Raw genomic sequence first — 20,327 nt, forward strand, 5'->3', positions numbered from 1 at the left:
CCGCCCCAGGGTACCGGCGACGGCCCCCGCGCCGGGGGCCTCGCGCGGTCCGATCAGGCCGTGGTCACCCTCAGCCAGACGAACTGCAGCGGCGCGAGACGGAAGCCCTCGCGCAGGTCGACCGCGATCTCGGTGACCAGGTCGACCGCCTCCGCGGCGAACCCGCCGAACCGCTCGGCCGCGACCTCCTGGACCTCGTCCGACACGTTCGCGAGCACGAGCACCGACTCCCCGTCGCCGGGGCGCTGGTAGCCGAGCACGTGGTCGTTGACCGGGTCGAAGACGCTCAGCTCGGTGCCCGCGAACATCGGCACGGCCTTGCGCACGGCGATGAGGTGCAGCAGCCCGCCGAAGACCTCGCTCGCGGCCGTCCCCGGGACCTCGCGCTCGTCGTAGCGCTCCGCGGGGCGGCGGGGCCGGTTCACCCAGCGCGAGTCGCCGGCCGTCGTCGGGTCGTCGAGGTAGCCGTGGTCGTTGAGCTGGCCGACCTCGTCGCCGAGGTAGAGCAGCGGCAGCCCGCCGGTGCTCAGGGCGATCGAGTGCGCGAGCAGCACGCGGTCGATCCCGTAGGCGTCGCCCGCCTCCACTCCGGCGAGGGACGCGGTGGTGCCCGAGACGCGGCGGTCGCCGGTGCGCGGGTTCTCCTGGAACGGCACTCCGCGGGCGAAGGTGCCGTCGAACCGGTCCGTGTAGAAGTCGTTGAGGAAGCGGCGGTGGCCGGCCGCGTCGATCCCGAGCTCGGCGGCGTCCTCGTCGGCGAAGGTCCAGCCGATGTCGTCGTGCCCGCGCACGTAGTTGACCCAGGCCGTGCCCTCGGGGAGGGCGTGCCGGCGCTCGAGGGCCTGCGAGAGGAGACGGACGTCGCGGGTGGCGAGCGCCTCCCAGGTGAGCGCCATCTGCAGCGGGTTGTACGAGAGCTGGCACTCCTCGACGTCGATGTACTCGATCACCTCGTCGGGGTGCACGATCGCCTCGGACTTGAACAGCAGCGCCGGAGCGGCCAGGCGGCAGACCTCGTTGAACGCGCGCAGCAGCAGGTGCGCCTGCGGCTGAGACTCGCAGGTGGTGCCGAGCTCCTTCCAGATGAACGCGACCGCGTCCATCCGCAGGGCGTCGACGCCCTGATTGGCGAGGAAGAGCATCTCTCCCGCCATCGCCCGGAACACCTCGGGGTTGGAGTAGTTGAGGTCCCACTGGTAGCGGTGGAACGTGGCCCAGACCCAGCGCCCGTCCTCCAGCTGAACGAAGGAGCCGGGATGGTCGTCCGGGAAGATCTCGCGCGTCGTGCGCTCGAAGGCGTCGGGCTGCTCCCGGTCCGGGTAGATCCAGTAGTAGTCCTCGAAGCGCGGCTCGCCGGCCAGCGCGCGCTGCGCCCACTCGTGCTCGTTCGAGGTGTGGTTGAAGACGAAGTCGACCACGAGTGCGATGCCCTGCTCACGCAGCTCGGAGGCCAGCCCGCGGAGCTGCTCCATGTCGCCGAGGTCCGGCCGCACGCGCCGGTAGCTCGAGACCGCGTAGCCCCCGTCCGACTCGCCCTCGGGCGCATCGAAGAGCGGCATCAGGTGCAGGTAGTTCAGGCCGATCTCGCGGAGGTACGGGATCTCGGCGCGCAGCCCCTCGAGGTCGCCCGCGTAGCGGTCGACGTAGCAGACCCCGCCCAGAGCCTTGTTCGAGAGGAACCAGGTCGGGTGCTGCTCGCGGGCGCGGTCGAGCGCGCGGAGCTCCTCGGGCCGCTCCTCCCAGGAGGCGGCGGCGAGCTCGACGATCGCGACCAGCTGGTCCTCGAGGTCCTCGCGGCCGGCGTACACCGTGGCGAGCAGATCGACCAGGCGCGGGAGGTGCTCGTCGAGGCGGCCGGAGAACTCGTCGTCGACGGCGCCGAGGCGCTCGCGGACCGCCGTGAGGAGGTCCGGTCCGGCAGGGGTCGTCTCCGCCTCGGCGCGCTCAGGCGGGGAGAGCTGGGTCGAATCGAACACCGTCGTCCTTTCGGGGGCCCCGGCGGGGGCGGATTCCCCGATGCTAGACGATCGGCGGACGCCCGGCGAACGCCATCCGGAGCACCGTGCGGGCCGAGAGGACGCGCCGGCCGCCCGGATCCGAGCGCCATCCCTCCCGCCAGCCGGCGAACCAGGCGCGCAGGGCGGCCGGGTCGCGACGCCAGCGGAGGCACTGGATCGCGGTCCAGGACGCCACGTAGACGAGCGCCAGAGGTGCGGCGAGGTTGCGGCGGGCGAGCCAGACGCGGTTGCGCGCGTTCAGCCGGTAGTAGTCGGCGTGACGGGTCGGCTGGATGACCGGGTGCTGGGCGACGAGCTCTCCCGCGTACCAGGCGGTGCGGCCCGTGTCCCAGACCCGCCAGGCCAGCTCGATGCCCTCGTGGGCGTAGAAGAACGGAGCCGCCCAGCCGCCCGTCCGGGCGAACACGTCGCGCCGCAGCACGACCGCTCCCTCCCAGACCGAGAAGACGGGGCCGGAGCGGCGGGGGTCGCCCTTGAGGATCCGCGGGATCCAGCGCCGCGGGCTCGGCGTGCCGTCCGTGCTGTCGACGCGGGGCTGCACCAGGCCGATGCGGCGGTTCGAGGCGAGCAGCGCGATCGCGTCGACGAGGAAGCGGGGGGACGGGATCCGGGCGTCGTCGTCGAGGAAGAAGAGGTACTCCCCCGCGACGGCGTCGACTCCGGCGTTCCGGCCCGCCGGGATGCCGAGGTTCTCGGGGAGCGCCAGGGCGCGCACTCCCTCGGGCAGGCCGTCCGGCTCCCAGCCGTTGCCGACGCAGACGACGTCCAGCTCGACGCCCTCCTGCGCGAGGACGCCGGCCAGCCCCGCGGCGAGGTCGTCGGGCCGGGTCCCCTGCGTCAGGACGACGACGCCGACCCGCGGCTCAGGAGCGGACACGCTTGGACGCCATGATCGCGACGAAGTGGCCGACCAGGGCGAGGAGGGCGAGCGGCAGCAGCGCCCCGACGAGGACCCGGTCGGCCGTGCCCGCTCCGACGACGAGGCCCACGAGGGCGGTCGCGAAGGCCAGCATCGTCAGCTCGACGGAGTGGTAGAGGCGATGGAAGGGCAGGAAGCGGGCCGCGCGGCGAAGCCCCGCCAGCCCGGACGAGGACGGCACCGCCTCGCCCTTCGTGTCGGCCAGCTTCGTGAGACCGGCGTTCGCGCGCGCCACGTGCACCATGTCGTTGAGCGCCTTGTTGAGGACGATCACCAGGGCCAGGGCGAAGCCGATCGTGGTCCAGAGGAAGTCCGCCGGCGCCTCGAACGGGACGCCCGCCGCCCGCAGCCCGAGCGCGATCGGGATCAGCGCCTCGGTCGTGTAGTGCCCGACCTTGTCGAGGAACACGCCCGCCGGCGAGGACGTGCGGCGCCAGCGCGCGACCTCGCCGTCGCAGCAGTCCACCAGCATCTGCAGCTGGCCGAGGAGCAGCGCCAGCGCCGCTCCGGCGATCCCCGGGATCAGGAGGGCTGCCGCCGCGCTCCAGCCGACCAGGATCATCAGCCCGGTGACGCCGTTCGCCGAGATCGAGGTCTTCAGCAGCAGCCAGGTCAGGTAGGGCGAGAAGCGGCGCAGGTAGAGCGACGCCGTCCAGTGCTCGGCGTTGCGGCGGCCGCGCACCTCCGGGGGCTGCGCGACGGCGCGCAGCTCGGCGATGGAGCGGGGTCTCGTCGTCGTGGTCATGCGCCCCTCGGCGAGTCGGACCGCGGCTGGTGGCGGTGGGCGGAGATGTTGCTGGTCAGCCCGGCGAAGCCGAGCACGAAGCCGGTCCCCCAGGCCACGTGGACCGCCGGGATGACCACGGCGAACCACAGCATCGCACGCGCGCCGTCCGGCCGCGCGACCACGAGAGTGGCCGCCGCCACCAGGAGGAGGTAGGCGGCGGGCACCGCGAACCCGAGCAGGAGCCAGGGCGCGGCTCCGGCGAGCGCCTGGACGACTCCCGCCAGCCCGACGAGCAGCCCGATCGCGAGCATCGCGACGAGCACGGGCGGAGCGAAGTAGCGCAGCGACCGCGAGGCCGGGAACATCCGGGTGAGCTCGCCGCGCCACATCCCGGTCGAGAGGAACTGCCGGAGCAGCGCGCGCATCGAGGGCCGCGGCCGGTAGATGACGGTGAGGCGCGGAGTGAACCAGACGACCGCGCCGCGCTCGCGCAGCCGCCGGTTCAGCTCCCAGTCCTGCCCGCGCTTGAAGCGCTCGTCGAACAGGCCGGCGCGCTCGAGGGCGGAGCGACGGAAGACGCCGAGGTACACCGTGTCGGCCGGGCCCTCCTCGCCTCCCACGTGGTGGGGCGTGCCGCCCAGCCCGATGCGGGAGCCGTAGGCCCGGGCGACCGCGCGCTGGAACGGGGTGAGGCCCTCCGCCGCCATCACTCCGCCGACGTTCGCCGCTCCGGAGCGCTGCAGCGCCTCGACCGCCGTGCGCGCGTACTCGGGCGGCAGGACGGAGTGCGCGTCGACCCGGACGACGACCGGGTGGCGCGAGGCGCGGATCGCGGCGTTGAGGCCCGCAGGAGTGGAGCCGACCTCGTTCGGCACGACGCGGATCCGCGGGTCGGCCGCGCTCAGCTCGGCGACGAGCTGCTCCGTGCCGTCGATGCTCGGGGCGACGGCGAGGACGACGTCGAAGGGGCCGGTGTAGTCCTGATGCAGCAGCGAGTCGACCGCGGCGCGCACGTGGGCGACCTCGTTGAGGACGGGCATGACGTAGGAGACGCCGGGCAGGTCGGAGAGGTCGTCTTCCGGGATCTCGTGCTGCATGGGTCCAGTTCGTGCGGGAGGAGCGCGGGCGCAGGGATCCACCACCCTACCAGCGGGGAGCGCCGCGCCCCGGGCCGGGCCCGGACGCGGAAAAGCCCCCCGGGGACGGATCCTCGAGGGGCTGTGCGCGGCGGCGGAGGGTCAGCCGGCGGCCATCTGGCCGAGCGTCGCCTTCGCCTGGTAGCTCTGGCCGTTGCGGACGTAGGTCAGCTCGACCGCGGCGTTCGCGGCCTGCGCGCGGACCTGCGCGGTGAGGTCGGACGCGCTCGTGATCGGAGTGCTGTCGATCGCGGTGATGATGTCGCCCTTGGCGAGACCGGCCGCCTGCGCGGCACCGCCTCCGGAGACCTCCTCGATGCGGGCGCCGAGGACGTCCGCGGTCGAGTCGGAGACGCTCGCGCCGAGCAGGCCGTGCGAGGCGGAGCCGTTCGCGATGATCTCCTTCGCGATGCGCTCGGCGATCGCGCTGGGGATCGCGAATCCGACTCCGATGTTGCCGGACTGGCCGCTCGAGGAGGACTGGCCGGCGCTCGCGATCGCGACGTTCACGCCGATCAGCTCGCCGTCGCTGTCGAGCAGCGCGCCGCCGGAGTTGCCCGGGTTGATCGCCGCGTCGGTCTGGATGACGGGCAGCGAGATGGTGCTCTTCGCCTGGGTCGGCGCCTGCTGGCCCGGGATGTCGAAGTTGAACGGGCTCTCGGTGCCGCCGCTCGAGCTGTCGCCCGAGTCGTCCGGAGCCGCCGAGGAGGCGACCTGGATGCTGCGGTTGAGCGCGCTGACGATGCCGTCGGTCACGGTTCCGGAGAGGCCGAGCGGGGCGCCGATGGCGACCGCCGTGTCGCCGACGTTGATCTTGGTGGAGTCCGCGAACGTCATCGGGCTGAGGTCGGTCGCGCCGGTCAGCTTGATGACGGCGAGGTCGAGGGTCGGGTCGGTGCCGACGACGGTCGCGTCGAAGATCCGGCCGTCGCTGGTCGTGACCGAGACGGTGCCGTTCGCGATCTCGCCGTCGAGGGTGACCACGTGGGTGTTGGTCAGGACGTAGCCGTCCTTCGAGAGCACGATGCCGGAGCCGGTGCCGGCGGACGAGCTGCCGCTCACCGCGATGGTGACGACGCTCGGAGTGGCCTTGGCGGCGACCGCGGTGGCGGTCGTGGCGTCCTCGGCGTTGTTGACCGTGATCGTCTGCGAGCCGCCGGCGGAGACCACGCGGGTCCCGCCGCCGTTGGAGGCGGACCAGAGGCCGAACACGCCCGCTCCCGCGACTCCGCCCACGACCGCGCCGATGGCGAGCGCCGCGACGACGCCCACTCCGGCGCGGCGCTTCGTGGCGGTGGGGGCGGGGGTGTACTCGGCGCCCGGGCCGAAGGGGCTCGAGGAGGGCGGCTCCTCGGAGCCGTGCAGGGTGTTCGCCGCGGGCGGCGCGTACTGCCCGTAGCGGGCCGGCTGGGAGACGGGCTGCGCCTCGTTGCCGGCCGTCGCGTTCGGCGTGTACGGCGGCTGGGTGGCCGAGGAGGAGGGGTAGGGGACGGTCGGGTTCTCGCTCTCGCGGTGCGCTCCGCCCCGGTGGATCGGCTCGGTGGGCCCGGTGGTCGAGGACGACTCTCCGGAGCTCTCGCCGGGGGTGCGCTCGGTCGCCTCTCGGGCGCCGGACTCCGTCGGCGTGGTGGGTTCCTCCGGCTGACGAGGACCCTCGTGACTCTCGGTCATGGGTGCTGCTCCTTCCAAGCGGGGATAGCTTGGCGATCGTACCTGGGGGTTTCTTATGACGGGCCTGCGAGCGGGAAATGAAACCGGCCGGACTGCTCGAGCGGGCACACTGGGCACGTGAGCATTCCCGGATCCTGGTCCCGCGCCGCGGCGGGCGCCGGCCTCCTCGGCCCCGGTGGCGAGGTCGCCGCCACCGTCTTCAGCGAGATGAGCGCGCTCGCCCTGCGCACCGGAGCGGTGAACCTCGGCCAGGGCTTCCCGGACGAGGACGGCCCGCGCGAGATCCTCGACGCCGCGCGCGACGCCATCGCGTCCGGGCTCAACCAGTACCCGCCGGGTCCCGGCTTCCCCGTCCTGCGCGAGGCGATCGCCGCGCACCGGCTGCGCTTCTCCGGGATCTCCCTCGACCCCGACGGCGAGGTCCTCGTCACCACGGGCGCCACCGAGGCCCTGGCCGCGGCTCTGCTGGCCCTGCTCGAGCCGGGCGACGAGGTCGTCACCTTCACTCCCCACTACGACGCCTACGGAGCCCTGATCGCCCTGGCAGGAGGGGTGCATCGCACCGTGCTCCTGCGCGGCCCCTCCTTCGCGGTCGACCACGACGAGCTGACCGCCGCGGTGAGCGACCGCACGCGCGTCATCCTGGTGAACGACCCGCACAACCCGACCGGTGCCGTCCTCCCGGCCGAGACCCGCGAGCTGATCGTGCGGCTCGCCGAGCGGCACGACGCCGTGATCCTGACGGACGAGGTCTACGAGCACCTGCGCTTCGACACCCCGCACGTCCCGCTGGCCTCCCTTCCCGGAGCCTTCGAGCGGACGCTGTCCGTCTCCTCGGCGGGCAAGACCTTCAGCACCACGGGCTGGAAGATCGGCTGGGTGACGGGCCCGCGCGAGCTGATCACGGCCGTCCTCGCCGTGAAGCAGTTCCTCACCTACGTCAGCGGCTCGCCGTTCCAGGGGGCCGTCGCCCTCGGGCTCGGGCTCCCGGACGCCTTCTTCACCGGCGCGGCGCAGACTCTTGCGGCCAAGAAGGACCTGCTGTCGGCGGGCCTGGCTGCTGCGGGCTTCGGCGTCGCGCCCTCCTCGGGCGGCTACTTCGTCGTCGCGGACGCGGCACCGCTCGGCTACGACGACGGGGTCGCGCTCTGCCGGGCGCTCCCGGATCTCGCGGGAGTGGTGGCGGTGCCCGTGTCGGCGTTCTGCCGCCCCGAGGACGCCGCTCCCTACCGCTCGCTCGTCCGCTTCGCCTTCTGCAAGCGGTTCGAGGTGCTGGAGACCGCGGTCGCGGGCCTCGCCCGCATGGCGCGCTGAGGAGCCGGCCTCAACGGATTCGGTCGGCTGCCCGGCGCCGTCGGGCCGGGGGCGGCGGTCAGAGCGGCAGCACCCGGAAGCGCCGCAGCGCCAGAGCGGGGTTCTTCGCGCGCGCCGCGTCGATCCGCTCGCGCGAGACCCAGGCGACGGCGACATCCTCGACCTCGCCGAGGGTGACGGTCTCGACGCCCATCGGATCGACGATCATGCTCGTGCCGACCCCGATCGGCGGGGTCTGGTCGGCTGCGACGAGGTACACCGTGTTCTCGAGCGCGCGGGCGGTGACCAGCGTCCGCCAGTGCGCCTCCTTGAGCGGGCCGCGCACCCACTCGGCCGGTGCCGCGATGACGTCGACCCCGGCGTCGACCAGCCAGCGGCTGACCTCCGGGAAGCGCAGGTCGTAGCAGGTCTGCAGCCCGACGACGAGGCCGCCGACCTCGAACGTCTCGGGTGCGGCGATCTCCCCCGCGGCGACCCACTCCGACTCGGTCTGGCCGAAGGCGTCGTACAGGTGCAGCTTGCGGTAGCGGGCCACGAGCGCGCCCTCGGGGTCGAGCGCGACGAGCGTGTTCGCGATGCGGCGCCCGTCCACCGCCTCGACCATGCCCGCCACGAGGTGGATCCGGAGCTCGCGCGCGAGCGCCGCGAGAGCCGTGACGAACGGGCCGTCGAGCGCCTCGCCCGCCGCGACCAGCTCGGGCCCGAGCGGATCGGTGAAGGCGGAGCTGTACTCCGGCAGCACCACCATGCTCGCGCCGCGCTCGGCGGCGATCCGGGCCAGGCGCCCGATCGTCGCGATGTTCGCCTCCCGGTCCGTCGAGGGGGCGAACTGCGCGACGGCCATGCCGACGGCGCCGGTCATCAGCTCGGCGGGTAGAGGAAGAGGGCGACCTGGGAGGCCGGGATGGTGCGCTTGTGGTACGCGTGGTCGTTGCCCCAGTTGTACTCCTCGAGCGAGACCGTGCCGTCGGAGTTGACGGCCTGCACGTACGCGACGTGGTTGCCGGTGAACCAGGCGACCGCGCCGGGGACGGGCGTGCTGCTGGTCACCCAGCCGTGGGAGGCCCACTGGCCGGCCCACGCGTAGGCGCTGCCTCCACCCGGGGTCATGTTGCCCCAGGTCCACTTGAAGGGTGCGCTCGTCGAGCCCTGGTCGCGGTTGATCCGCCAGGCGACGAAGTCGACGCACTCGCGGTAGTAGTACCGCAGCGGCGAGAGGCCGCCGCCCTGGTCGTCGGTGAGCTGGTCGCGCCAGGGGTAGTCGTCGCCCTCCTCGCGGGGTGTGACCGAGGTGCTGGTGCCGCCGCTGCCTGCGGCGGCGCCGTCCGCGCCGGTCGTGCCTGCCGCGGCCTGCGCCTCCTGGGCGAGGCGGGCGGTCTCGGCGTCGCGGGCGGCCTGCTCGGCAGCGGCGAGCGCGCGCGCCTGGGCGGCCGCCTCGTCGAGCTGGGCCTGGGTCGGTGCGGTGAAGGAGTCGCGGATGACCTGCTCCTGGACCGCGGTCGGCGCGACGGTGAGCTTCTGGTTGCCGAGCGCCTGCACGCGGGCGGCGGCCTCGACGGCGGCCTGCGAATCGGGTGCCGGGTCGAAGGAGTAGGCGGGGAGCGCGGAGACCGCCACGAGGCCCGCGATGGCGGCGAGGGCGACCGTGCTGACGGTCGCGCGGAAGACACGGCCCCGGCGGCGCCGCACGGGGCGGACGGGCGTGAGGACCGGAGTGGCGACGCGTGCCGCGGGCAGCGCGTGCGGCGCCTGCCGCGGGCTCCGCCGGGTCGGGCGGTCGCCGAGCCCCTCGACCGAGCCGTCGTCTCCGCGTTCGTCCCTCACAGCAGCACCCCTCGCATCGGGGTCGAGCCTAACGTGCGGGCCGGTCCGGCACACGCGTCGGCGCGGAGCGTCGGGAGGCCGGTCCGCGGATGCGGGTCGCGCGAGACCGGCTCGCGGTCGGCGGCGCCGCGGGCGGATCCGACGGTGACGCGGACGGGCGACCGGAGTAGCGTCCGGAGCGGAGCGGGCGCGACGGTGCGGCCGCGGGACGGAGGACGGCGATGATCCGGAGCGAGAGGGCCTTCAGCGGCTTCAGCGTGGACGACGTGGAGGCGGCGCGGGCCTTCTACGGCGGAGTGCTCGGGCTCGAGGTCGAGCTGAACGCGATGGGGATCCTCGACATCCGGCTGCCGGGCGGAGGCCGCGCGATCGCGTACCCGAAGCCGGACCACGAGCCGGCGTCGTTCACGATCCTGAACTTCTCGGTGGAGGACGTCGACGTGGCGGTCGCCGAGCTGCACGCGGCAGGCGTCACCACGGCGATCTACGACGACCCGTCGCTGCCGACCGATGCGGACGGAGTGATGCGCGGCCACGGGCCGACGATCTGCTGGTTCCGCGATCCGGCGGGCAACGTGCTGAGCGTGATCGAGGGCGACTGAGGTCTCCGCCCGCGCACTGTCAGCCGCGGGCAGCACGTCCGCGACCCGTGTTAACGACGAAAGCCGGCCCTTCTCAGGACCGGCTTTCGCTTTCTTGTTGCGGGGGCAGGATTTGAACCTACGACCTCTGGGTTATGAGCCCAGCGAGCTACCGAACTGCTCCACCCCGCGGCACAAGAAGAGACATTACACGCGTTCTGGCGCCGGTGCAAATCGACGCGGCGGTGGGAGCGGGCTCCGGTCTCAGGCGGGCTTGGCGGCGCGCGGCACGGCGCTCCCGTCCACGCTCAGCCCGACCGCCGTCAGGGCGGCTGCGAGCTCGGACGAGGTGCGCGACCAGGTGCGGACGTCGGCGTCGACGAGAGCGGACGACGACGGGACGACGAGCACCGCGCCGCCGGGGGCGACGAACCACTCCACCAGCCGCGCCCACTCCTCCAGGTCGGGGAGCCACGAGACGACGCCGGCGCTGCAGAGCACGACGTCGAACGAGTCGGGCTCCGGCAGCATGTGCCGCAGCTCGTAGAGGTTCGCGCAGACGAAGCGGGCGGAGCCGGCGAGGTCCCTGTCCGCGGCGCCGGCGCGTGCTCGGCGCACGGCGGGCATCGAGAAGTCGACGCCCACCACGCGGGCGCCGCGCTCGGCGAGCTCGAGCGCGTCGAGCCCGTCGCCCGAGCCGAGCTGGAGGATCCTCGGCCCGGGGCCGAGGAGCGCCGCGGTGACGAGCTCCGGGTGGAGCGCACCCTCGCCGGTGCGCTCCTCCCAGTACGTGCGGTTCAGCTCGAGCCACTCCCCCGAGCGGAGGTGCTCGCCGCGGTCGACCTGCACCATGCGGGCTACTGGCCGCCCTCGGCCTGCAGCGCCCGCGAGAGCGCCTCGGTCAGCTGCTCGTCCGCCGCCGCGAAGGCGGTGAGGTCGCCCGCCTTGAGGGCGTTCTCGCGAGCCGTGAGTGCGTCCCGCGCGTCGTTCAGCGCCTGCTGCAGCGCCGTCTGGTCGCCCGTGGCCGGCGTGGAGCCGGTGCCGCCGGTCGTGCCGCCCGCGTCGCCTCCGGTGTCGCCGCCCGAGGTGCCGGTGCCGACGTCCGGAGTCGTCGGCGTGCCGGTGTCGCCCGCGTCGGCTCCCGAGTCGCCGCCGAAGAGGCTGTCGAGGGCCGCGTCGAGGGTGTCCTCGAAGGCGATGTCGTCACCGAACGCGACCAGCACCTTCTGCAGGAGCGGGAAGCTCGTGTCTCCGTTGGAGCGCACGTAGATCGGCTGGACGTAGAGCAGGCCGCCGCCGACCGGCAGCGTGAGCAGGTTGCCCCTCGTGACGGTGGTGTCGCCGCGGGAGAGGATGTTCAGCTCGTTCGCGACCGTCGGGTCGGTGGTGAACGCGTTCTGCACCTGGCCGGGGCCGGGCACCGTGTCGTCCTTCGGCAGCTCGAGCAGGCGGAGCGTGCCGTAGCCGTCGGCCACGGAGCCCGCCGTCGAGCCGGCGTCGGAGTCGGCCACGAGGTAGCCGGTCAGCACGTTGCGGCTGGCCTGCGCGCCCTGGACGCTCGCCGGGATGTACGTCGAGTAGAGCGAGTACGACGGCACGTCCTGATCCGGCGTCTGCAGCGTCAGGTAGTACGGCGGCTGCAGGCTGGTGCCGGTCGCGGCGGCCGTGGTCGCGGCTCCGCTGGTCGGGTCGTTCGGCGTCGCCCAGGCGTCCTCGCGGGAGTAGAAGGAGCCCGCGTCGGTCACGTGGTAGGTGCCGAGGACCGCGCGCTGGACCTTGAAGAGGTCCTCCGGGTACCGGACATGGCTGAGCAGCTCACCCGACATGTCGCTCACGGGCTTCACCGTGGTCGGGAAGATCTTCTGCCAGGTCTGCAGGATCGGGTCCTCGGTGTCCCACGCGTAGAGCGTGACGCTGCCGTCGTACGCGTCGACGGTCGCCTTCACCGAGTTGCGGATGTAGTTGACGTCGTCGGTCGGGAACTGCTGCTGCGTGTTCGTGTCGGCGATCGCCTGCGAGAGGCTCTGCACCTCCGAGTACGGGTAGTCGGCCGAGGTGGTGTACCCGTCGACGACCCACTTCACGCGGCCGTCGACGACGGTCGGGTAGGCGTCGGAGTCGAGCTTGAGGTACGGCGCGACCTTCTGGACGCGCTGCACGGGATCGCGGTCGTAGAGGATCTGCGAGTCGTCGTTCACGCCGTCCGACAAGAAGATCTGCTCGGACTGGAACTTGATCGCGTAGACGAGCTTCTTGAAGACGTTGTCGAGAGCGGGGCCGCCCTCGCCGTCGAAGGTCGTGTAGGTCTGCTGCGCGCCGTCGGTGCCCGAGGGGTAGTCGAGCTCGATGTCGCGCGAGTCGTTGCCGCCCACGATCGAGTACGGCGGGGAGTTCTCGCCGAAGTAGATCCGCGGCTCGTAGTCGCCGAGGTCGCCCGTCGTCGGGACACCGGACTCGATGAACACCGGCTCTCCGTCGGCCGAGCGCTGGTTGCCGTACGCGGCGACCAGGCCGTAGCCGTGGGTGTAGACCAGCGTCTGGTTGTACCAGGTCTGGTTGGTGCCGAGGCCGTTGAGGTTCAGCTCGCGGACGCCGACCACGGCGTCCTGCGTCGATCCGTCGATGGAGTAGCGGTCGACGTCGAGCGCGTTCTGCGTGTCGCCGAACTTGTAGTACTGGCGGAACTGCTGCAGCTGCGAGAACGCGTCGGTGACGACGGCGGGGTCGAGGATGCGGATGTTGGCGGTGGTCTCGGCGTCCGAGCGCAGGGCGCCCGGCTCCGCGTCGGTGGTCGCGTCGTAGGGGATGACGTCGACGTCGCTGACGCCGTAGGCCTGGCGCGTCATGTCGATGTTGTTCTGGATGAAGGGCTGCTCGAGCGTGCGCTCGTTGGGCTCGACCTGGAACTTCTGCACGATCCAGGGGTAGAGGGAGCCGACGAGCAGGCTCGACACGATCAGCAGCGCGGTGCCGATGACCGGGAAGCGCCAGCGGCCGATGAAGGCGGTGACGACGAAGAGGATCGCGACCAGCGCCGCGATGCCGGCCAGGATCTGCAGGCCCGGGATCGTCGCGTTGACGGTGGAGTAGGTGGCGCCGGTGATGCGGGGCCCCTGCTGCGCGAGCGTCGCGTACTGGTCGAGCCAGAGGCTGACCGCCTGCACGGCGAGGTAGAGGGCGGCGATGACCGCCAGCTGGATGCGCGAGGCCTTCGAGATGCGGATCTCGCGGCCGTTCACCCGGATCGCTCCGTAGAGGTAGCCGGTGGCGAGGGTCGCGAGCGCCGAGATCAGCAGGACCGCCGACGCGAAGCCGACGATGCTCTGGTAGAAGGGCAGCTCGAAGAGGTAGAACGACGTGTCGAGGCCGAACTGCGGATCCGTGGTGCCCGAGGGCGTGCGGTTCCAGAAGGTGAGGCTCGTCTGCCAGCGGGTGGCGGAGGAGACGCCGGCGAAGAGGCCGAGCACCGCGGGGATCCCGAAGGTGGCCAGGCGCCGCAGCGGCTCCACGACCTGCTGGTAGCGGTCGATCTGCGAGTTGAGCTTCGCGTAGACCGGCCGGAGGCGGTAAGCCAGCATCAGGCTGATGAACACCGGCACCGCCATGGCGACGAAGCCGATGACGAAGAGACCGCCCGCCGCCGCCCACTGCGTCGTGAGCACGGAGAGGAAGCCGAGCTGGTCGTACCAGAGGATGTCGGTGTACAGACCGGCGAAGACGAAGAACGCCACCACCAGGACGGCCACCACCACGACAGTGACGGCGAGGACGCTCCGTCTCTTCCGCGGCGGGGTTTCGGTTGCTGTGGAACTCACGTGAGGGCCTCTTGCTGTCGAGATGTGAGGGGAGGCCACCCATGCTATGCGACGGCTGTCCGGCTCACCTGGGCGTCGACCCGGGGTCGGCGGGCGGGATCAGTCGAGGGGAGCGGCGGTGCTGCAGTCCGGCAGCCCGGAGGTGTCGCCCGCGGCGATGCCCTTCAGTGCGGCGAGGGCGTCGTCGAGGGTCGAGACCGCGAGCACGTCGAGCCCGTCGGGGACGTGGCCGACGACCTCGTTGCAGTTGGTCGCGGGGGCGAGGAAGTACTCGGCTCCGGCGCCCTCCGCCCCGTAGAGCTTCTGGCGGATCCCGCCGATGGCGCCGACCTCGCCGGCCGCGTCGATCGTGCCGGTCCCGGCGACGCTCCGCCCGCCGTTGAGCTCGCCCTCGGTGAGCTTGTCGATGATCCCGAGGGCGAACATCATGCCCGCGCTCGGCCCGCCCACGTCGTCCAGCTGGATGTCGACCTCGAACGGGAAGTCGAAGGCCGCTCCGGGGAGGACGCCGATGACGGCGGCGCCGTTCGAGTCGCGCGGCGTGACCTCCACCTCCTGCCGGGCGCCCTCGCGCTCGATGCTGACCTGCACCGGGGAGCCGGTGCCCAGGGTCTGCAGGGTCGCGCGCAGGGCGGTCGCGTCGGCGACGGGGGTGCCCGCGACCGCGAGGATCTCGTCCCCCGCCTCCAGGAGGCCCTCGGCCGGGGAGCCCTCGGGCACCTGCACGACCGAGACGCGCTGCTCGACGGGGTAGCCGAGCTCGGTGAGCGCGGCGGCGATCGCCTCCTGCTGGGAGTCGGTCATCTCGGCCTGGTTGGCCTCGTCGCGCTCGTCGACCGTGGAGGAGGGAGGGAAGATCGCGTCGACCGGGACGACCGCCTTGGTCCTGTCGAACCAGGCGCTCGCGACCTCGACCCAGGTGGGCAGGCTCTGCGGGTTGCCGACGACCGACACGGTGAGCATGTCGAGCGTGCCGGCCGTGGGGTAGGTGGTGCGGTCCGGGATCGAGATGAGGGGCACGTCCTTGCTGCTGCCCAGGGTGTCGAACACGGGGCCGGGCTGCTCGATCACGTAGGGGGCGGGCGCGACGCCCAGACCGACCACGACGGCGACACCCGAGAGGAGGACGACCGGTCCGACCCACGGGCGGCGCGGGGAGGAGGAGGGGCGCGGGTCGTCGGAGAACAGCGACACGGGGGCCTTTCTGGCAACGGGTGGAGCGGCTCCGCCGGGATGTTCGCGGCGGGCGGAAGCGGGCTGGGCCCGAGCGGTGCTCTGCACGCCGAGGCCCCGGGCGCTCGGGCTAACGTAGCTTGCACGACTGGGAGTCGCGCCGGAACCGGCGCCCTGTGCAGGGCCGCGGAGGCGGTGCGGCGACCGGATTCAGGTGAGCGACGGAGGGCTGATCCCGATGGCCGATGGCGACAGTGCGGACCGAGCGGGCGGCGGCTCCGAGGACGAGTTCCGGGAGATGCTGCGGCAGTTCCTCTCGGGGAACGGCCCGGTCGACCCCTCGCAGCTCGCCGGAGCGGCAGGCCTGCCGAACGACCCGGTGGCCCTGCAGAACCTGCTCTCGCAGCTGCAGAGCGCGATGCAGCAGAACGGCGACGGCGGCGTCAACTGGACGCTCTCGCTCGAGCAGGCGAAGCAGCTCGCGCGCGCCGAGTCCGTGCCGGTGTCCGACTCCGTGCGGGCTCCGATCGACGCGGCCTTCGGCGTCGCCGCGCTCTGGCTCGACGAGGTCGCGTACGTCTCCGAGCTGAGCCGCACGCCGCGCTCGATCAGCCGCCTCGAGTGGATCTCCCTGACGATGCCGGTCTGGACCCAGCTCGCCGAGCCGGTGGCGCTGAGCATCTCGGACGCGCTGACCCGCGTGCTCCGCGAGCAGGCCCCGGAGGAGATGCAGGCGATGATCGCCGGTGCCGAGGGCATGATGCGCGGGATCGGCGGCACCCTGTTCGCCCTGCAGCTGGGCCAGGTCGTCGGGCAGCTCGCCGCCGAGGTCGTCTCGGGCGGCGACATCGGCATCCCGCTGCTGGAGGAGAACGACGCGGCGATCCTGCCGCAGAACGTCGCCGCGTTCGGCGAGGGCCTCGACATCCCGCTGGACCAGGTGCAGCTGTACCTGGCGGTCCGCGAGCTCGCGCACGCCCGCCTCTTCCGGCACGGCAAGTGGCTCCGTCTCGCCCTCATCTCCCAGATCACCGACTTCGCGCGCGGGATCAGCATCGACACCACCCGCCTCGAAGAGCTGGCCGAGGGCTTCGACCCGTCGAACCCCGAGGAGCTCCGCGACGCGATGACCTCCGGCGCGCTCATCCCGCCGAAGACGGAGGAGCAGCTCGCCGCGCACGGCCGCCTCGAGACCGTCCTCGCCCTTATCGAGGGGTGGGTCGACGTCGTCACCGCGGCGGCGACCACTCGCCTGCCCAGCGCCGGGGCGATCGCCGAGACGGTCCGCCGCCGCCGCGCCTCCGGCGGCCCGGCCGAGTCCGCCTTCGCGACCCTCGTCGGCCTGGAGCTGCGCCCGCGCCGCCTCCGCGAGGCCGCCGCGATGTGGCAGGCCGTGACCGACGCCGTCGGGCCCGAGGCCCGCGACTCCCTCTGGTCGCACCCCGACCTGCTCCCCGGCTCGGAGGACCTGGACGACCCGAGCGCGCTCGTCGCCCGGCTCACGGCCGAGGCCCGCGGCGAGACCCCGGAGCCCGACGAGATGGACCGCGCGCTGGAGGACCTGCTGAACGGCACGATGCCGCGCGAGGGCGACGGCGCCTCCGGAGACGCTCCGGACACGACCGACGACGCCGGCTCGCCGGACGACGACGACCGCGGCTCCTCCCCCACGGGCGACCGCCCCGTCTGACCCCCCCCCGTCCGGCGCCCGCCTGTGGACAACTCGCGCGGCGCCGGGCCGGTCTCGGCCATGATCGCCGGATGGTGCTCCGGCTCGATCCCCGACTCCCCCTGCTCTGGCGCTCCGCGACCGCGGTGCAGCTCGGCCTCGACCGGCCGCACGCGGTGCTGGACGGCATCGGCTACCCGGAGGAGCTGCTGCTCGACGCCCTCCGCGTGGGCACCAGCGCCGGCACCGTCCGCCTGATCGCGGCGCGCGCCGGAGCGAGCGAGGCGCGGGTCGACGAGGTGCTCGAGGCGCTCCGGCCGGTCCTGCTGCGCAGCGTCGAGCCCGGCCCTCCCCCGGCACCGCGGGTCGTCGTCGAGGGGACGGGCGCGGCACCGGACGCACTGCGCACGCTGCTCCGGAGCGAGGGCTGCTCGCTGCTCGCCGACGACGGGACGCCGGACCTCGCCGTGCTGATCGCCGACTTCGCGGTCGCCCCCGCCCGCGCCGCGCACTGGCTCGCGGCCGATGTGCCGCACCTGGCGGTGGTGTTCGGCGACGAATCGGTGCGCCTCGGGCCCCTGGTGGAGCCGGGGTCCGGACCGTGCCTGCACTGCGCCGAGCGGGACCGGATGGATCTCGACCCGGATCGCGCGCGCCTCGTGATCCAGGTGCTCGGCCGCTCAGCCCCCACCCGCACGCCGCTCGCGAGCGCGGCGATCGCCGTGGCGGCCGCCGACGCCGTGCTGCGGCGGCTGCTCGCGGGCTGGCGAGGGCTCCGCGGGGCCGAGCGGATCTACAGCGACGCCTCCGGAGCCTTCACCGTGCGGGAGCGGGAGCCGCACCCCGAGTGCGCGTGCCGAGCTCTTCGAGGAAGCGCGACGGCTCCCTCCGCGTGACGCGGCCGACCGTCGAGCGCGCCCACGAGAGGCGCAGGCGCCGGCGGGCCCGGGTGATGCCGACGTAGAGGAGGCGCCGCTCCTCGTCTATCGCCTCGAGGCCGGCGGCGTACGAGATCGGCAGCAGGCCCTCGGCGAGCCCCATCAGGTGCACCGACTCCCACTCGAGGCCCTTCGCCGAGTGCAGCGTGGCGAGGGTGACCGCGCCGCGGTCCGGCTCGTGGTGCACCTGCTGGCGTGCGATCAGGTCGTCCGTGAACTGCCGGAAGGTCCATCCGGCAGGGGCCTCGTCGACGAGGCGGGCCAGCGTGTCCAGCGACTCCCACCGGTCGCGCACCGCACCGGGCGCCGACGGGGGCTCGGCGCTCCAGCCGAGCGAGCGGAGGACGTCGCTCACCGACTTGAACAGCGGCTCGCCGCTGATCGACACGGACGCCGCGCGCAGCTGCATCACGGCCTGCTTCACCTCGGGGAGGTCGAAGAAGCGCTTGCCGCCGCGCATGTGCGCGCTCACTCCCCGCTCGTGCAGGGCGTGCTCGATGACCGCCGACTGGCTGTTCGTGCGGAAGAGGACCGCGATGTCGGAGGGGCGCACCCCCGCCTCGATGTCGGCCGCGACCCGCGCCGCGATCCCGCGCGCCTCCGCGATGTCGTCCGGGTAGGCGTCGATCGCGGGCTCCGGCGCCTCGGCGGCGGCGACGGCGTGGAGCGAGAGGGCGCCGGGCCTGCCCCGCATGAGGCGGTTCGCGGTCTGCACGATCGGCGCGGCCGAGCGGTAGTTCTCCTCCAGACGCACCACGGTGGCGGCCGGCCAGCGGGACGGGAAGTCGAGGAGGTAGTCGGCCCGCGCACCCGCGAAGGAGTAGATGGTCTGGCTGGCGTCGCCGACGACGCAGAGGTCGCTCCGGTCGCCGAGCCAGAGCTCCAGGAGCCGCTGCTGCAGCGGCGAGACGTCCTGGTACTCGTCGACGACGAAGAAGCGGTACTGCTCGCGCACCTGCATCGCCATCGCGGGCTCGGACTCGAGCATCCCGGCGGTCACGAGCAGGACGTCCTCGAAGTCGATCTGGCGGCGCTGGTCCTTCAGCCCCTCGTACTCGTCCACGAGCGCGACCGTCTGCTCCAGGGTGAGCCGTCCGGGCAGGGGGCGCGTGCGGGCGGCGACGGCGTACTGCTCGAGCGAGAGGGCGGACACCTTCCGCCACTCGATCTCGGCCGAGAGGTCGCGGAGCGTCGCCGTGTCGAGCTTCAGGCGGAGCCGCTCGGCCGCGTGCCCGAGCAGGCGGGCCTTGCCGTCGAGCAGCTGCGGCATCGTGCCCCCCACCAGCTGCGGCCAGAAGTAGCCGAGCTGCGAGAGAGCCGCTGCGTGGAACGTGCGGGCCTGGACGCCCCCGGCGCCGAGCACCCGCAGGCGCGAGCGCAGCTCGGCCGCGGCGCGGCTGGTGAAGGTCAGTGCCATGACGCGACCGGGCGTGTAGACGCCGGTCGCCACTCCGTGCGCGATGCGGTGCGTGATCGTCCGGGTCTTGCCGGTGCCCGCTCCCGCGAGGACGCAGACCGGCCCCAGCAGCGCCTCCGCCGCCTCGCGCTGCCCCTCGTCGAGTCCGTCGAGCAGGGTCACGCGATCGGGCCGTTCTCCAGCTCGCCTCCGTACCAGTCCTCGATCATCGCGCGGGCGATGGACGAGCGGCCGGGCAGCAGCACGGACTCGAGCGAGTCGTGCAGCTGCTGCCGGGTGAACCAGCGCAGCTCGACGATCTCCTCGCCGTCCGGGAGCAGATCCTCCGGGGACTGGTCGTCGGCGAGGCGGGCGGTGAAGCCCACCATGAGGGAGGCGGGGAAGGGCCAGGGCTGCGAGCCGAGGTACTGCGGGTCGACGACGCGCATGCCCGACTCCTCGCCGATCTCGCGGATCACGGCGGCCTCGAGCGACTCGCCCGGCTCGACGAAGCCGGCGAGCAGGGAGAAGCGGCCGGTGCCCCACATCGCGTTCGAGCCGAGGAGGAGGCGGTCGTCCGCGTCGAGGACGCAGACGATGATCGCCGGATCCGTGCGCGGGAAGACCTGGCTGCCGTCGGTGGGCGAGCGGCGGACCCAGCCGCCCTGCTCGACGACGGTCGGGTCGCCGTTGCGGGGCGAGTAGCCGTGCGAGGCGTGCCAGTTCGCGATGGCGAGAGCCTCGGTGAACAGGCCCGCGTCGCGGTCGCTCAGGCGCTCGGCGATCGGGCGCAGGCCGTTCCACCGCTCCTCGTCGGGCTCGAGCTCGGCGGCGGCCGCGTCGGTGAGGACGGTCGCGATGACGGGGGTTCCGACCGGCTCGCCGGGGGCCTCGGCGAGCGTGCGGCCGAGGTAGATCCGGAGGGTTCCGGCGGTCACGTCCTCGGGGCGGCGCAGGAGGAGGCGGTCGGCCTCGACCAGAGTCCGGTCGTGGTGCAGGACGAGCACGCGGGTGGCGGGATCGGCGAGCAGCTCGTCGAAGAGCGCGGGCCGCGAGCGTCCGACGCCGTCGCGGTCGGCTGCCTGTCGCGAGAGCGGGAGGCGATCGGCGAAGGGCAGTGACATCCGGGGCTCATTTCGTGACGGG

General features: G+C 73.1%; 16 protein-coding genes and 1 tRNA gene. 4 read left to right on the forward strand and 13 right to left on the reverse strand.

The features are described from left to right. Nucleotides 1-53: 53 nt before the first annotated feature. The 5 genes from C5B98_RS06120 to C5B98_RS06140 all read right to left on the reverse strand — a co-directional run bounded on the left by C5B98_RS06120 (nucleotide 54) and on the right by C5B98_RS06140 (nucleotide 6,471). Complete coding sequence (locus C5B98_RS06120) at nucleotides 54-1,976, reverse strand: amylosucrase (protein WP_104327462.1); 1,923 nt, start codon at nucleotides 1,974-1,976, stop codon at nucleotides 54-56. A 43-nt stretch (nucleotides 1,977-2,019) separates the two neighbouring features. Then, a complete protein-coding gene (locus tag C5B98_RS06125; protein WP_104313672.1) occupies nucleotides 2,020-2,895 on the reverse strand; it encodes a glycosyltransferase family 2 protein in 876 nt (291 codons plus the stop codon). After that, nucleotides 2,882-3,682: a CDP-alcohol phosphatidyltransferase family protein gene (locus C5B98_RS06130; protein ID WP_104223579.1), complete on the reverse strand. Its 801-nt coding sequence runs from the start codon at nucleotides 3,680-3,682 to the stop codon at nucleotides 2,882-2,884. The genes C5B98_RS06125 and C5B98_RS06130 overlap by 14 nt, the downstream gene beginning before the upstream one ends. Further along, a complete protein-coding gene (locus C5B98_RS06135; RefSeq protein WP_181065467.1) occupies nucleotides 3,679-4,761 on the reverse strand; it encodes a glycosyltransferase family 2 protein in 1,083 nt (360 codons plus the stop codon). Before C5B98_RS06135 ends, C5B98_RS06130 begins: the two co-directional genes overlap by 4 nt. A gap of 141 nt (nucleotides 4,762-4,902) precedes the next feature. Then, the gene (locus tag C5B98_RS06140) at nucleotides 4,903-6,471 is read right to left on the reverse strand and encodes a S1C family serine protease (protein WP_104226955.1); all 1,569 of its coding nucleotides are present in this window, start codon (nucleotides 6,469-6,471) and stop codon (nucleotides 4,903-4,905) included. Between the two features lie 117 nt (nucleotides 6,472-6,588). On the opposite strand from C5B98_RS06140, the gene C5B98_RS06145 reads away from it, so the two are divergent. Beyond that, a complete protein-coding gene (locus C5B98_RS06145) occupies nucleotides 6,589-7,785 on the forward strand; it encodes an aminotransferase class I/II-fold pyridoxal phosphate-dependent enzyme (protein WP_104308145.1) in 1,197 nt (398 codons plus the stop codon). Nucleotides 7,786-7,843: 58 nt separating this feature from the next. On the opposite strand, the gene C5B98_RS06150 is transcribed toward C5B98_RS06145, so the two are convergent. Both C5B98_RS06150 and C5B98_RS06155 read right to left on the reverse strand, forming a co-directional pair. Beyond that, on the reverse strand, nucleotides 7,844-8,647 hold the full coding sequence (locus tag C5B98_RS06150) for a carbon-nitrogen hydrolase family protein (RefSeq protein ID WP_104262671.1): 804 nt from the start codon (nucleotides 8,645-8,647) through the stop codon (nucleotides 7,844-7,846). Next, nucleotides 8,647-9,609: a CHAP domain-containing protein gene (locus C5B98_RS06155; protein ID WP_104327463.1), complete on the reverse strand. Its 963-nt coding sequence runs from the start codon at nucleotides 9,607-9,609 to the stop codon at nucleotides 8,647-8,649. The genes C5B98_RS06150 and C5B98_RS06155 overlap by 1 nt, the downstream gene beginning before the upstream one ends. Nucleotides 9,610-9,830: 221 nt before the next feature. Here C5B98_RS06155 and C5B98_RS06160 point away from each other — a divergent pair, with 221 nt between their 5' ends. Beyond that, entirely contained in the window at nucleotides 9,831-10,211 is a 381-nt protein-coding gene (locus C5B98_RS06160; protein ID WP_104308148.1) for a VOC family protein, read from the forward strand. 97 nt (nucleotides 10,212-10,308) lie between these two features. Here C5B98_RS06160 and C5B98_RS06165 read toward each other — a convergent pair. From C5B98_RS06165 to C5B98_RS06180, 4 genes are all read right to left on the reverse strand, one after another. Continuing rightward, nucleotides 10,309-10,382: transfer RNA gene (locus C5B98_RS06165), tRNA-Met, on the reverse strand. Nucleotides 10,383-10,454: 72 nt separating this feature from the next. Beyond that, entirely contained in the window at nucleotides 10,455-11,042 is a 588-nt protein-coding gene (locus C5B98_RS06170) for a class I SAM-dependent methyltransferase (RefSeq protein WP_104327464.1), read from the reverse strand. A gap of 5 nt (nucleotides 11,043-11,047) precedes the next feature. After that, nucleotides 11,048-14,005: a UPF0182 family protein gene (locus C5B98_RS06175; RefSeq protein WP_181065468.1), complete on the reverse strand. Its 2,958-nt coding sequence runs from the start codon at nucleotides 14,003-14,005 to the stop codon at nucleotides 11,048-11,050. Between the two features lie 99 nt (nucleotides 14,006-14,104). Further along, on the reverse strand, nucleotides 14,105-15,199 hold the full coding sequence (locus C5B98_RS06180) for a PDZ domain-containing protein (RefSeq protein ID WP_104327465.1): 1,095 nt from the start codon (nucleotides 15,197-15,199) through the stop codon (nucleotides 14,105-14,107). Between the two features lie 217 nt (nucleotides 15,200-15,416). Here C5B98_RS06180 and C5B98_RS06185 point away from each other — a divergent pair, with 217 nt between their 5' ends. Next, nucleotides 15,417-16,868 carry a zinc-dependent metalloprotease gene (locus tag C5B98_RS06185; RefSeq protein ID WP_104327482.1) on the forward strand — a complete coding sequence of 484 codons (1,452 nt, stop codon included), beginning with the start codon at nucleotides 15,417-15,419 and terminating at the stop codon, nucleotides 16,866-16,868. A gap of 71 nt (nucleotides 16,869-16,939) precedes the next feature. Continuing rightward, nucleotides 16,940-17,743 (forward strand): hypothetical protein, encoded by an 804-nt coding sequence (locus C5B98_RS06190; RefSeq protein WP_104327466.1) that lies wholly within the window; start codon nucleotides 16,940-16,942, stop codon nucleotides 17,741-17,743. Here the strand turns inward: C5B98_RS06190 and C5B98_RS06195 are convergent. Together C5B98_RS06195 and nudC are read right to left on the reverse strand one after the other, a co-directional pair. Beyond that, entirely contained in the window at nucleotides 17,664-19,364 is a 1,701-nt protein-coding gene (locus C5B98_RS06195; RefSeq protein ID WP_104327467.1) for an ATP-dependent helicase, read from the reverse strand. The two genes, C5B98_RS06190 and C5B98_RS06195, sit on opposite strands and share 80 nt — an antisense overlap. Beyond that, entirely contained in the window at nucleotides 19,361-20,305 is a 945-nt protein-coding gene (nudC, locus tag C5B98_RS06200; RefSeq protein ID WP_104327468.1) for an NAD(+) diphosphatase, read from the reverse strand. The genes C5B98_RS06195 and nudC overlap by 4 nt, the downstream gene beginning before the upstream one ends. Between the last annotated feature and the right edge of the window lie 22 nt (nucleotides 20,306-20,327).

The sequence above is a fragment of the Rathayibacter sp. AY1A5 genome (genome assembly GCF_002930875.1).
GTDB lineage: Bacteria > Actinomycetota > Actinomycetes > Actinomycetales > Microbacteriaceae > Rathayibacter.